The sequence below is a fragment of the Paenibacillus sp. B-A-8 genome (genome assembly GCF_048572915.1).
Classification (GTDB): domain Bacteria; phylum Bacillota; class Bacilli; order Paenibacillales; family Paenibacillaceae; genus Paenibacillus_AQ.
In genome coordinates this window covers 2,137,005-2,150,987 of sequence record NZ_CP183882.1, presented here as the reverse complement: position 1 = coordinate 2,150,987, position 13,983 = coordinate 2,137,005, and the positions used below count along the sequence as shown (strand labels likewise).

Genomic DNA, 13,983 nt, shown 5'->3' with positions numbered 1-13,983 from the left:
GCGTTTCTTACGCTTCTTGCCCTACTGTTTCGTCTTCAATTCCAAGTTCTTCTTTAATCCACTCATAGCCTTCAGCTTCCAGACGTTGTGCAAGCTCAGGACCTCCGGATTTCACAATTCTGCCCTGCATCATAACATGTACAAAATCAGGTTTGATGTAGTTCAAGAGACGTTGATAGTGGGTAATAACCAGGAAGCCACGATCTTCACTCCGCATGGAGTTTACGCCTTCAGCTACAATTTTCAAAGCATCAATATCAAGACCAGAGTCAATTTCGTCCAGAATCACGATTTTTGGATCTAGCATCATCATTTGAAGAATTTCGTTACGTTTCTTCTCACCACCGGAGAAGCCTTCGTTCAGGTAACGGTGTAGAAACTCAGGATTCATGTCCAGTTCCTTCATCTTCGCTTCCATAAGACGGATAAAACGAATCAAAGAGATTTCGCTTCCCTCTTCACGACGGGCATTAATGGCAGAGCGCAAGAAATCGGAGTTCGTTACCCCGGAAATTTCACTCGGATACTGCATAGCAAGGAATAGACCTGCACGTGCGCGTTCATCAACCGCCATCTCCAGAAGGTCTTCACCTTCAAGTGTTGCCGTTCCTTCAGTTACTTCATATTTAGGGTGACCCATAAGAGCAGACGCCAAGGTACTTTTACCTGTACCGTTTGGTCCCATGATGGCGTGAATTTCGCCACCTTTCATTTGAAGGTTAATCCCCTTCAAAATCTCTTTTCCCTCAATCGTCGCTTTAAGTCCCTCAATGACAAAATCTGCTGCCATAATATTATTCCCTCCATTGATCGATTTGCGAAATCAAAAGTTGTATTGAAACAGGATGATCCTGATTCCCAGCACAATTAGATTCTATATCACATTATAATTATTATAAATTGAATCACAATGATTATCAATGATTCTCAACAATTTTATAACAAACCCTGTTTTTTTACAAATATCTCTTTTTATTTCCCCTATGATATACCGCATAATTCCGCTATTTTCAGCGCTAATCACCCATACAGATTTTTGAGCGGCCTAACGCAAAAAATAAGACCTCCCGCAGGAAGCCTTATTTCATCCGCTTTATCGTTTAGCTAAGGTAAGAACGCAGCATCCATTGATGTTTCTCAAGATCACCACGAATTTTTATAAACATGTCAGATGTTGGCTGATCCTTAATTTCCTCGGCAAGCTCAATACCTTCTGTCAATTCTTCGGAAATGGTTGCGAAGTCTTCAATCAGTGACTGGACCATTCCCCGTGTATCCTCTTTACCAGTAGCTTCTTGTATCGTTGCCAATTCTAGATATTCTTTCATCGTCGCAGCGGGACTTCCTTTGATGCTCAGCAAACGTTCTGCAACTTCATCCATTTGGAGGGTCACCTCATTATATAGATCCTCAAATTTCACGTGAAGTGAGAAGAATTGTTCTCCTTTTACGTACCAATGAAAATTGTGAATTTTAACGTACAATACATTTAAGTTAGCAACCTGACGGTTCAAAATTTGTTCCAGTGAAGTTGTGTTTATTTTATTAGATGCTTTAGCCATGATATGATCCCATCCTTATCCTTTATATTTACCGGTCCACTTCATCTTTCGTCCGGCAGTAACTTGTCTATTCTTAATTTACCCCTTAGCATGTATGACGAAACAAGGAGAAGCCTTCCATAAACCTTCGATTGAAATTATTAACACTAAAGACACTTCCGATTACGTTAAAATTCTAATCCTTACAAAAAAAACACAAGAGGCCCAAGGCCTCTTGTGTTTTGGATTTCGTAAGATTATTCAGTCAGACCATAAGAAGCAATGCATCCGCACCTGTCATGCCTGGTACGATACCTAAACGCTCCGCTTCTAAAGTTACAGACTCCAATGGGGCAGCTAGCAGCTGTGACAGTGTACGTACACCAACCGCCCGGGCTGCGATAATTTGCCGATCACTGAGCTTCTCATTGAGCAGGCCAACATCCAGCGCTCCACACATTATATAACCTCGGCTTGTGCTGATTGAGAGCAGCGTTGTTTTCGGAAGCTTAACCTCTACTCCGATCAGCGTATGTTCACCTACGGTAATAGGCTCCATGGTAACCAATAGCAGCACCTCCTTTATTAACGATCCACGTTGTATATGTATGCTCCACGCCCTGCTGATGTGCGGTTGGTAGTCCTAGGCTTTTCGTAAAAAAACACAGTACCTTGGTCCCATTTTCTCTAGTGTCAGGTATATGATTATTACTTGTTTAATGTTATAGTTTATTTACATTCATATAATTGTAAAGGAATGTTTAAACGAAAAGCTGGGGGATCTATGGACGAGAAACTACAACACACAGACGGCAACTATTTATTCAATGTCGACATCCTGATTAATGCCCGTACCAACCCGCTTGCATTGCAATATCTGCTTGAAATGTTGAACAATAATGACAAAATCACAGATTTCAACATTAACTCCGGTCTTGAATTGGGGAGAACCATTGACAGCTTGCTTCGTTCTGCCAAAATAGCCTTGAATCAAAGCTCTGCTCCTCCCACTTCATTAAAGCTGCCACCAAAGACCTCTAAGAAGCAGCTCGATAAACCGATAGATAAACAGGCAGATTTGCCTGCACAGCAGTCAGCTATTGAGACGCCAGCTGATGCATACGGGAAGATTCGACAGTACATTCAGAACAACCAATTAGTACGTTTACGAGCGAATCGGTACGGGAAACAAGTGTCCATGCCCTGTCGGATTTTAAATTTTGATGAAGCAGCCAACTCTATTAGTGTCTATCACGTGGATGAGAAACAGGTATACCGCTTTAATCTAAATGAGATTGACGAATTTCTGTAAGCGCATGCCTTTTATGTAAATAAGCACCCATTCTCTTAGAGAGAATGGGTGCTTATTTGCTGTTATCAAAGTGGCAATAGCCCTAAAACGGAGCTACTACCTCTTTGCACTTACTACGATCCCTTCATTTTCACGCAATACCCAAATCCTGCTAGTCATTCTTAACGTCTAGAGCGTAGTTTTACGGGAGAATGCCTCTAGGGCTAGGAATAACCAACCGATAATGAAGCATACACCACCAAGAGGTGTAATCGCTCCAAGCACTTTAATCCCCGAAATACTCAGAACATACAAGCTACCTGAGAACAAAATAGTACCTGCTATTAACAGCCGTCCTGCCCAGCGTAACCGGGTGCTTTCTCCCCATTGCCCTACAATCAGTGCAATTAGAATCACACCAAGTGCATGTATCATGTGGTATTGCACACCGGTCTCATATACCTTCATATAATCTTCAGTGATCCTTGACTTTAGTAAATGAGCTCCGAAAGCACCTATTCCTACTGCCAGCATAGCTAGCAAAGCCCCCCAGGCCATCAATTTCCGTTGCATACCAATACAACTCCTTACTATTAGACTTCTTCTATCATAAACGATTGCCGGTTGCTTTTTCCAGCAGCCATTTACGAATTAGCCACAATCGGGGGTTGCTTTTTTAGCATCAATATGAAAAAGTGGATATTAACAACATTTCATTCTTATCTCTCAAGGAGTGCAACCCATGGACCTTAATTCTCTCTCAAAATCTAATGTACCTACAGCAGAGGTAGGAAATCACCAACCTTATCAGAGTCAGCCAGAAGTGGATTCTCAGTCTTCGTATCAAAAAGTAGATCGTGACTTACAACACTCTGGACCGGGTATTGCTTCTTTCATCATCAGCCTAGTGACCATTTTAGGTTATGCAGCCCTCTTTCTCTTCATTATTATGAAGGCTTCTTCAATGGTTAACGAGAACTCGAATCTACTAGCCGAATCATCGCAGTCCATCATGCTTCTCGGAATGACTGTTATTATTCTTTCAGCTCTAAATGTAATTGGTGTTGTCATCGGCATTATAGGACTCTCTATCCGGAAACGGCGTAAGGTGTTTGGCGTTATAGGCACCCTCATCAACGGTATTATTATCCTACTCTTTATGCTTCTTATTACTATTTTCTTAGTCAATGCTGGGACGCTATAACGTTCATTGCAAAATCAAAGATAAAAAGGCTGTTCCTGAAATCAATCAGGAACAGCCTTTTTGTTATTCATAAATGAGTTCTTTTACTTTGCAAGTGACAGCTTTGAAAGCACACGTTGTTTAACTGTTGCATCGCCTTCGACTGCTTTTTCTACATATTCAAAAACTACGGAATCATCCGTATTCAGCTTCTCAAGTATGCTCTCCATTCCAGCTGTAATCTCAAAGGCCGTAGGACCTTCTTTGGTCTCAATCTCAACAGAATGACTATCTATTTGTCCGACGTAAATGCCTGTTCCTTTAAGCACTTTAGCTTCTGGATTTGCAGTTGGTTTTGGTGCTGGTGTGCTTGGATTCTCTGTTGGTGCAGTTGTACTCGTACTTTCTGTAGGTACAGGTGTGCTTGTGCTCTCCTCTGTTGGTACTGGAGAAGCTGTTGCAGTTGGTTCTGCAGATGGCTGTGCTGAATTATTAGTAGCACCGCAAGCGGTTAAGGCTAGTGTTAATGCTGCGATTGCAGCTATGGCGGGTAAGGTACGTTGTTTTTTCATGTTGACTGCCTCCTCTATGTTTAGCTGTTGTTTTCAAAGTCATTTTCCACAAGCCTACTCCTTTAAACGTTATCAACTCTGCTTAGGTTTCATAATACGTTAATTATTAATAACTTCCATTGTTTAATAGGCATCCGCCGGATGCAGGCTGAAGCGGGGTTAATACAATAGTGTTGAGCCTGATTTATCCCTAAGGAGTGGTCGCCTTGAGAATCGATATCGGCTGCGGATCCAGTAAAGAAACAGGTTATCTCGGGATCGATCGTATCGCGGGTCCCGATGTGGATATTGTCTGTGACATTAGCCAAGGCATCCCTTTGCCGGACAATACCGCCGAGTTTGTAATGGCTAGTCGTGTATTACCCTATATGGAGGATTTATACGCGGTTATGTCGGAAATTCACAGAATTAGCATCCACAAAGCCATTGTTTGTATTCTGGCTCCTTATGCCCACAGCTATGCCCATATGTCCAACCCTGCCTTCAAGCAGAAGTTTGATGAATATACTCCGCGTTATTTTACAGGGTCTTTTTTTCAGCCCTCATCCGGTCCAGTATGCCCAGCAATTCCAGACTATCCCATACCCGTGCCACCGTTCGATTACCGGTTGCTACGGATGGAGCTATTCTATCAATATCCATATGAAAGCCCTCTTTACGAAACAGAAGAACTAGAAATATTAAAGACGCTTCAAGCCAATGTTGTGCATGAAATCATGTACCATTTCACCGTAATCAAAGAAGATATTTCCATTCATGAGCTGGAATTGATGAGTAGAGGGCATTTCGCTGAACCCCGTGTTCTTATGAAACGCAGGCTAAAATCACACGATAGACAAACTTTCCTATAATTTATTGATGGGACATACAATTATACCCGATTTGCGTCATAGGCTAACATACAGGTATTAAATGTGCCGTCCTGAATATGGGGCGGTTCACTTTTTTTAAAGCAAATTAACCTCGAAGGAGGTGAGAATCATTCCACTAGTCGTACGGGCAACGATCAATGCGACCGGTGCTATCACATTTACAGGCAACACACTTGGACTTAGTCGCTCTGATACAGTCGGAGTGCCAGGGACACTGGACAGCATCGGCGGTTTTACCACTGTTAACACTTCATCCGTATTTGGCACCTATCCTAATGGAACTACTAGTCTTTATACAAGCAACAGTTCATCAGCCATACTGGTCCTACCCTCAGGTAGCACTGTACTATATGCAGAGCTGATTTGGGGCGGTACCTATATTAATGGAACCGTGAATCTCAGTGCGGCCATAAACAACCCAGTCTCCTTCATAACCCCTGCCGGGACTACCTTTAGCGTTACTCCTGACTCTGCAACAAGTAACGTAGTCGATTTGGGAGGTGGTGCTTCCGCATATGTACGTTCTGCCAATGTTACCAGTATTATTTCGCAAGGCGGCGCCGGAACCTACACCACTGGCGGTGTAGTTGGCACGATCGTTATTCCTAGTGATTCCACAGCTAACCATGCGGGCTGGACACTCGGTGTAATCTATCAAAATACATCATTGCCCTTCCGTAATATGTCCTTACGGGCAGGTGCAATACTTGTACAGGCAACATCTGCCCCGGTTTCAACTACGATCACTGGATTCGCAACACCAATAACTGGTGCGCTTGGAGGCAGAGCATTATTCAGCGCACAGGAGGGAGATGCAAACCGTTCAGGCGATCAGGCCCTATTTGGTCCAACTGCAGCTACACTCGTAGCGTTATCTGGACCCAATAACTTTGCTAACAATTTTTTCGCATCACAAATCAACAATGATTCAGGTAATCTCAATACAACCGGAACATTCGGAACGCGCAATCAGACGAATGGGAATCCAGGAACTAACATCATCGGTGGTCGACAAGGTTGGGATATTACCAATGTTGACGTGTCGGCCAGATTAGTAAATAACCAGTCTTCAGCGATCTTACAATTAACTACCTCTGGCGATGCTTATGTACTCAATGGAAATGCTATACAAGTCGATATCAATGCACCCAAAATAAACGTTACTAAAAGTGCCAATGTGTCCGGACCTATAGTTGGTGATACAGTAACTTATACAGTAACTGTCAGTAACACTGGTACAGCGAGTGCAGCTAGCGTCGTCTTATCAGATGCGCTGCCTACAGGATCAGCCTTTGTCACCGGAAGTGTTGTAGTGGCCGGCGTATCGAAGCCCACCTTTGATATTACAGCAGGGATCTCTTTGGGGTCATTAGCCTTGAGCACTTCAATAACGGTTACATATCAAGCCAAAGTCACTTCATTACCAAGTCCACAAAATATAGCTAATACCGCCAATGCTGCTTTTACGTTTCAAAGCGTAGCTGGCGGTCCTATCATGACGGGGGTCATTCCATCTAATACAGTAACTTTACCGGTATATTCCCCCGTTCTTAACATTGTAAAAACTGCCAATACTGCAAATGCGACGGTCGGCGATCAGATCACCTACACTCTTCAAATCACCAACACTGGAAATATCGGTGCTGTAACAACCCTTACCGACAATATTCCTTCAGGAAGCTCATATATTGCGGGTAGCTTTACCGTCAATGGAGCACCTGTCGCTGGAAATCCTGCTACAGGTATTGCTATTGGAACGATAGCTGCTGGAGGAAGCTCTACCGTCCAATTCCGCGTAGTGGTGAACAGTCTTCCTTCTCCACCGCAGCTGGTCGATCAAGCGAGCGCCGCTTATACCTTTCAAGTTCCAGATGGGCGAACCGTAGCTGGATCAGCCTCATCCAATTCACTATCTATTCCAGTTACAACACCCAATGTTACGGTTGTCAAAAGCGCTGGATTTGCTGACGTCGCTGTAGGAGATACATTACTCTACACCTCAGTAATCAGCAATAATGGAATTGCAGCAGTTTCCAACGTATCGCTTTCGGACAGTATCCCTGTTGGGACTTCACTAGTCTCGGGAAGTGTAACGGTTGGTGGAACGGCACAGCCTTCCGCTAATCCTGGGACCGGGATTTCTATTGGGTCCATCACTCCTGGAGGTTCGGTTACAGTCACCTTTCAGGTCAACGTGATTTCATTGCCAAGTCCTGCACAACTATTAAATAGATCTTCTGCGTCCTTCAGCTCGGGATCGTTTACTGGCATTTCACTTTCCAACACGACTACAACTCCCGTGTACCAACCTGTTATCCAGGTTGTCAAAAGTTCGAATGTTTCTAGTGCCACTGTAGGGGGCAATATTCTCTACACGTTGAATGTTCAGAATTCTGGAAATATCGGGGCATCTGTTCTCATCAGTGACAATATCCCTTCGGGAAGTACCTTTGTGTCGGGAAGTGTCACAGTTAACGGTGTTGCTAGGCCTTCTGACTCTCCACTTACAGGGATTAACTTAGGAACTATAGCTTCCGGGGCTAGTGTTCCTGTAACCTTTCTGGTCTCTGTACAATCTTTGCCTTCACCACCAGTTCTGAACAATCAAGGCAGCAGCAGCTACACCTACCAACTACCAAGCGGAAGATCATTATCCGGGGCCAGCCTCTCTAACATCTTAAGCATTCCAGTCTCCGCTCCAAATATTACGCTAACCAAATCCGCTAACCTTGCTTCTGTAGCTGTCGGTGAAAATCTGACTTACACAATCACAGTGTCCAACACAAGTAGCGTAGCTGTGAATAACGTTGTAGTCTCTGACCCTATACCTACTGGAGGCACTTTTGTAGCAGGTAGCGTTATTGTGGGCGGTTCATCTGTACCAACCGCTAATCCAGGTACAGGAATATCTATCGGTAGTATTACGGCAGGCAGCTCAACAACCGTCTCTTTTAAAGTGAATGCATCTTCTTTACCAAATCCTGCGCAGTTTTCAAATAGAGCTAGTGCCTCTTTCTCATCCGGTGCCTTCACCGGTTCTTCACTTTCGAATACGGTATTAACACCTGTGTATCAACCTATTATCAGTATGATCAAAAGCGCGAATACAGCTCAGGCATCCGTTGGGGGATCCTTATCTTATTCAATTCTCATCAGCAATACCGGGAATATTGCAGCCACATTACTATTAACTGATACACTTCCACCCCAAGCTGTATTCGAAACGAACAGTGTAATTATTGGTGGAACCCCTCTTCCCGGATATAATCCAGCAACGGGCATTCCAGTTGGACCACTGGCACCAGGTGACAGCGTATCGGTGAGCTTTTTGGTCACGATAACAGCATTACCTCCTTCACAGATGTTGTTGAACTCCGCTTCGGCAACTTATAGCTTCACCCTCCCAGACGGGCGGCAACTCGGAGGAAATGTAGCATCCAACACGCTCTCTGTTCCTGTTTCTGCGCCTAACGTCAAAGTTGTAAAAAGCGTGAACGCTTCTACTGCCGTTACAGGTGATGTTTTGACATTCACCTCTGTATTGACGAACAACAGTATTGCTTCAGTAAGTAACATCATTCTCAGTGATCCTTTACCTGAGAATGTAACCTTTATTTCCGGAACCGTAATTGTAGGCGGCATTGCTCAGCCGTTTGCAGTTCCGTCCGCCGGCATTCCAATCGGTAGTCTGAGCCCAGGCGCGACAGCTACCGTAACATTCGAGGTGAGGATAACAATGCCGATACCATCACAGATTAATAATCAGTCATCCGTCAGTTTTACATCCGGTGTATTCTCCGGTTCTTCTTCATCTAATATTACTAGCACTCCAGTCATTCAACCCCAAATCTCCTTAGTCAAAAGTGCCGTAGATGGAGACGGTGATTTCGATGCGCTAGTTGTAGGCGATACAGTCATCTACACAGTGGTAGTAAGTAATACAGGTAATCTTGCTGCAAATGTAACCTTAACTGATAACATTCCAGCTGGGACTGTTTTTAACCCTAACAGTGTAATTGTAGGGGGTATGCCGCAACCAGGTGCAGCACCCGATACCGGCATCGCTGTAGGAAGTGTCGCACCGGGAACCAGTGTCCCTGTTAGCTTCTCAGTTAACATTGTTTCCCTGCCTTCACCACAACAAATCAGTAATCAAGCTTCTGCGAGCTTTACCTTTACCCCTCCTGACGGTAGACCTTTAAGCGGAACTGCTGTATCTAATACAGTCACACTGCAAGTCTCAGCTCCTAATATCGTCGTTGTCAAAAGCTCAAGCTCAACTTCCGTAGCGATCGGAGATACGGTCACTTATAACGTAAATATTACAAATAACGGTTTAGAAGCTGTTAATAGCGTATTACTTAATGATCCAACACCAGCAGGTGCTGCTTTTGTAACGGGTAGCGTATCCGTGAACGGAGTGCCTTTTCCAAACCTGAGCCCTTCTTCCGGAATTTCTATTGGTACCTTGGGACCTGGAGCGTCAGCGCTGGTTGCATACAGTGTTACTGTAACTTCTATTCCTCCCACAGCTACACTCATCAATAAAGCATCCGTAACCTTTACATCAGGTGTTTTTTCCGGCTCCACTTTTTCCAATACCGTTACCATCCCTGTGTACCAGCCGAACATCTCTGTTGTCAAAACAGCTAGTACAAATAACGCTACAACAGGTGACGCTGTCAGTTACACCCTGACCGTTAGTAACACGGGAAATTACCCGGCAAGTTTGATTGTTACTGACAACATACCAGCTGGCACTACCTTCGTTACGAACAGTGTGCTTATTAATGGACTCCCCTTAGCACAAGCAGATCCATCTACGGGGATTCCTGCCGGAGTTATTCCTCCAGGTGGTACAACAGCAGTAGTGTTCACAGTAAATATCACCTCATTGCCAAACCCACAACAACTGGTCAATCAGGGTACGGTAGCGTATAGCTTCACGCTTCCGGATGGGCGTACACTTGGCGGTTCTGTCCTATCTAATACGATTACTATCCCCGTCTCTTCTCCTAATTTGGCAGTAGTGAAATCCACACCAACTACATCAACTACAGTGGGAGACACGATTACCTATACGGTTACGATTACCAATAACGGAATTGAAGCGGTGAATAATGCCGTTTTCACGGATGCCCTTCCTGCAGGTACTACATTTGTATCAGGAAGCGTGCTAGTAGATGGAGTGCCTCGTACGGGGGTTAGTCCTTCCACAGGGGTAACCTTAGGCAGTATAGCACCCGGTGTAACCGTAACTGTAGCCTTCACAGTGAACACAGTCTCATTGCCACCTTCAGGCTTACTAAATAACCAATCAACAGTTAGCTTCACCTCAGGGGTACTCTCTAATGTAGCTTTTTCAAATATTGTATCAACACCTATTTATTTACCTATTCTAGCCGCAGCAAAAAGCTCAAATTCAGTTCATGCGACCGTCGGTGATACCATTACCTACACAATTAACGTAACCAATACAGGTAATTACGGGGCTTTGGCTACGCTGAGTGATACTATTCCTTCTGGGACGACATTTGTGCCTAACAGCGTACTTATTCAAGGCGCCCCGGCTCCGGGAGCGGATCCTGCAGCTGGCATACCACTCGGCGTGATATCCGCAGGTGCAACACTTTCTGTCATGTTCTCAGTACTCATTACAACACTGCCGGCAAGCCAGCAGCTAATTAACCAAGCATCCGTTGCCTTTGCTTACACCTTACCTGATGGCCGGACATTTAACAGCTCGATCAATTCCAACACGTCGACTATTTCAGTATCCTCACCGAATGTTATTGTAACTAAGTCATCACCAGCTACAGATGCCGTTGTAGGCGATACTATTATCTACAACCTGACAGTTACCAATAGTGGAATAGCCAATATCAGCAATGTAAACATCAGTGATCCCATACCGGCGGGCTCTTCGTTTATCGCTGGCAGTGTGCTCGTTGATGGTATCCCACACCTTAATGCCAACCCTGCGAATGGTATCTCATTGGGCACAATTGCACCGGGCGTTACGGTCAATATCTCGTTTAGCACTATCGTCAATGTACTGCCTAATCCAGCAACGCTAACCGACCAAGCTTCCGTCAGCTTCACTTCTGGAGCCTTCTCGGGATCCTCCTTCTCTAATACACTTGTTATTCCGGTATATCAGCCTATCATCGTTGTTGTCAAAGGTGCGGATAGAACTGCAGCAACTGTCGGAGATACGATTACTTATTCTCTAAATGTAACGAACACTGGTAATCTTATAGCAAATGTAGTTATTACTGACACGATTCCTAACGGAGCTATCTTTGTTCCAAACAGCGTGCTCGTTAACGGAGTGCCACAACCAGGTGCCGACCCGTCTACCGGATTAAATATTGGAGCAGTTGCTCCGGGAAGTACGGTAACAGTGACCATAACCCTTCAGGTTACTATAGCCTCTCTCCCGTCACCGCAGCAATTAGTCAATCAAGCTTCATCAACTTTCTCATTCACGCCACCAGATGGTCGTCTGCTCACCGGAACTTCACTTTCAAACGTCCTTATTATCCCTGTCTCTTCTCCGGATGTGAGTGTCGTTAAGAGCACCACCTCTATCGATGCGGTTGTCGGCGATATCATCACCTATACGATTGTTGTCACCAACTTGGGGATTTCACCAGTTAATAACGTCATCATGGTTGACCCTATCCCAGCAGGCAGCCAGTTTGTAACCGGCAGTATCACTGTAGACGGAACCCCACGACCTAATGGCAGCCCGGCTTCCGGTATTGCCATCGGAACGATTGCTGCTGGTGCTTCTTCAACCATCACCTTCCAGGTTCAGGTAGTAGCGTTATGATTCCCGGCTCACAAACCCAGCCTGTCGTAACCAATCAATCCATGGTACTCTTCAACTCGGCAGCGGGTGTTGACGGCATTGTCTATTCCAATACCGTTAACACCCCGGTCGTGGGCCCGGTACTTTCATTGCTGAAGAGTACAGATAAACTCCATGCCTCATTAGGTGACACCCTCGTTTATACCATTACAGCTTCTAATAATGGAAATACAGAAGCTGTGCTAACGGTGTATGACATTCTTCCAGAAGGTGTTTCCTTTATTTCCAACAGTGTGCTAAGAGACGGTGTGCCTCTTCCAGGGGCTACACCGTCTTCAGGCATAACGCTAGGTTCTATTGCTCCGCAGAGTCAAGTGAGCATCGCCTTTCAAGTCGTCATCATTTCATTGCCCTCTTCGTTAATGCTGCAAAATAAAGCGCTAGGCCGTTTTTCTTTTACTACACCGGAGGGAAGAATCATTAATGGAGATTTATATTCTAATTCCGTACTAGTTTCTTTACGTTCGTACCAGCTCTCTACTTCGTTGTCTGCAAGCACTCCAACTTCTTTTATAGGAGATGTTGTTACCTATACATTGCGGCTAACGAACGAAGGCAACAGCCTATTAAACCAAATCACCGCTACGATTTCTATCCCAAACGGAGCCGTATTCATTCCAGGGAGTGTCATTGCAGGTGGAATCTATTATCCAGAATCAGATCCAACACAAGGAATAGTAATCGGTCAACTGGATAAAGACTTAAGCATTGACATTACCTTTCGCGTCCGAGTTACAGAGATCCCTCCATCCTTGGACCTGACAAATCGTGCATTGGTCACTTATTCTGTCGATGAGGATCCAAATACGACCGAGAGTAACTCTGTGGTTGTCTCCCTTGTTCTGGCAGGTGTCAGTATCAGCAAAAGAGTAGATCATGTTACAGCTGCTCCAGGTGACAACCTAAGATATGAGCTAACGGTAACCAACAGCGGAACCATGGCAGTAAATGCGATCCTGACGGATGCCATCCCTTCTGGTACTCTTTTCGTATGGGATAGCGTTCTTTTAAACGGAGTGATGCTAAAAGGGGCCCGTCCTGCAGATGGCATTCAGCTTGGTACATTAAGAGGCGGAACTTCTACGGTCGTGGTCTTTCAAGTGAGCATACCTGCAGCTATAAATATCCATGCCATTGCAGCTGTACAAAACCATGGCAGTGTTCAATATACCTTTGTGCTCCCGGACGGACGAACAGTAAGACAAACCTCCCGCTCCAATACTGTTACCACCTTAATAGTCACACCTGTCATTTCTCTCGAAACACATGCAAAGCCTACCCTTGTGGAAGCAGGAGAACACGTCCAGTGCTGGATCTCCCTAACGAATAGTGGAAATTGGCCAGCTGAAGTATCCCTTAATCGGCTGACGCCAGAGGAATGTCTTTTGGATCCTAGCAGCATTGTGATTGACGGAATTCCACATCCCCAATCATCATTTAATAGCACTTTGTCGCTAGGGACAGTCAAAGCTGCTGCTACTGTAAACATCCATTATTTTGTCAGGGTAAGTGAACATGTACTGGGTCGTTTCCTTAAAGGCTTAGTAACCGCTCAATATTTCTTCAATCTTGATGGACGTGAATACACTGGCGACAGTCAGTCGAACAGTTATACATTGACCGTGGAAGAGATCAGTGAATAAGAAATCA

10 protein-coding genes are annotated in these 13,983 nt (G+C 44.7%); 5 read left to right on the top strand and 5 right to left on the bottom strand.

The features are described from left to right. Positions 1-7 precede the first annotated feature (7 nt). From sufC to ACN6MV_RS09200, 3 genes are all read right to left on the bottom strand, one after another. Positions 8-790: a Fe-S cluster assembly ATPase SufC gene (sufC, locus tag ACN6MV_RS09210; RefSeq protein ID WP_042125854.1), complete on the bottom strand. Its 783-nt coding sequence runs from the start codon at positions 788-790 to the stop codon at positions 8-10. A 310-nt stretch (positions 791-1,100) separates the two neighbouring features. Further along, positions 1,101-1,562, bottom strand: a complete 462-nt coding sequence (locus ACN6MV_RS09205; protein WP_419886204.1) for a Dps family protein — start codon at positions 1,560-1,562, stop codon at positions 1,101-1,103. A gap of 244 nt (positions 1,563-1,806) precedes the next feature. Further along, the gene (locus ACN6MV_RS09200) at positions 1,807-2,109 is read right to left on the bottom strand and encodes a YunC family protein (protein WP_341111609.1); all 303 of its coding nucleotides are present in this window, start codon (positions 2,107-2,109) and stop codon (positions 1,807-1,809) included. Between the two features lie 216 nt (positions 2,110-2,325). Here ACN6MV_RS09200 and ACN6MV_RS09195 point away from each other — a divergent pair, with 216 nt between their 5' ends. After that, positions 2,326-2,853 (top strand): hypothetical protein, encoded by a 528-nt coding sequence (locus tag ACN6MV_RS09195; RefSeq protein ID WP_042125848.1) that lies wholly within the window; start codon positions 2,326-2,328, stop codon positions 2,851-2,853. Between the two features lie 168 nt (positions 2,854-3,021). Here the strand turns inward: ACN6MV_RS09195 and ACN6MV_RS09190 are convergent, their stop codons facing one another. Beyond that, positions 3,022-3,405: a DUF423 domain-containing protein gene (locus ACN6MV_RS09190; RefSeq protein ID WP_419886203.1), complete on the bottom strand. Its 384-nt coding sequence runs from the start codon at positions 3,403-3,405 to the stop codon at positions 3,022-3,024. A 169-nt stretch (positions 3,406-3,574) separates the two neighbouring features. Between ACN6MV_RS09190 and ACN6MV_RS09185 the strand changes: the two genes are divergently transcribed. Then, on the top strand, positions 3,575-4,036 hold the full coding sequence (locus tag ACN6MV_RS09185; RefSeq protein WP_419886202.1) for a hypothetical protein: 462 nt from the start codon (positions 3,575-3,577) through the stop codon (positions 4,034-4,036). Between the two features lie 83 nt (positions 4,037-4,119). Here the strand turns inward: ACN6MV_RS09185 and ACN6MV_RS09180 are convergent, their stop codons facing one another. Then, positions 4,120-4,587 (bottom strand): hypothetical protein, encoded by a 468-nt coding sequence (locus ACN6MV_RS09180; protein WP_419886201.1) that lies wholly within the window; start codon positions 4,585-4,587, stop codon positions 4,120-4,122. 206 nt (positions 4,588-4,793) lie between these two features. On the opposite strand from ACN6MV_RS09180, the gene ACN6MV_RS09175 reads away from it, so the two are divergent. From ACN6MV_RS09175 to ACN6MV_RS09165, 3 genes are all read left to right on the top strand, one after another. Next, positions 4,794-5,438 carry a methyltransferase domain-containing protein gene (locus ACN6MV_RS09175; protein WP_419886200.1) on the top strand — a complete coding sequence of 215 codons (645 nt, stop codon included), beginning with the start codon at positions 4,794-4,796 and terminating at the stop codon, positions 5,436-5,438. 121 nt (positions 5,439-5,559) lie between these two features. Next, positions 5,560-12,294 carry a DUF7507 domain-containing protein gene (locus tag ACN6MV_RS09170; RefSeq protein WP_419886199.1) on the top strand — a complete coding sequence of 2,245 codons (6,735 nt, stop codon included), beginning with the start codon at positions 5,560-5,562 and terminating at the stop codon, positions 12,292-12,294. Further along, positions 12,291-13,976: a hypothetical protein gene (locus ACN6MV_RS09165; protein ID WP_419886198.1), complete on the top strand. Its 1,686-nt coding sequence runs from the start codon at positions 12,291-12,293 to the stop codon at positions 13,974-13,976. Before ACN6MV_RS09170 ends, ACN6MV_RS09165 begins: the two co-directional genes overlap by 4 nt. The last annotated feature ends 7 nt before the right edge of the window (positions 13,977-13,983 follow it).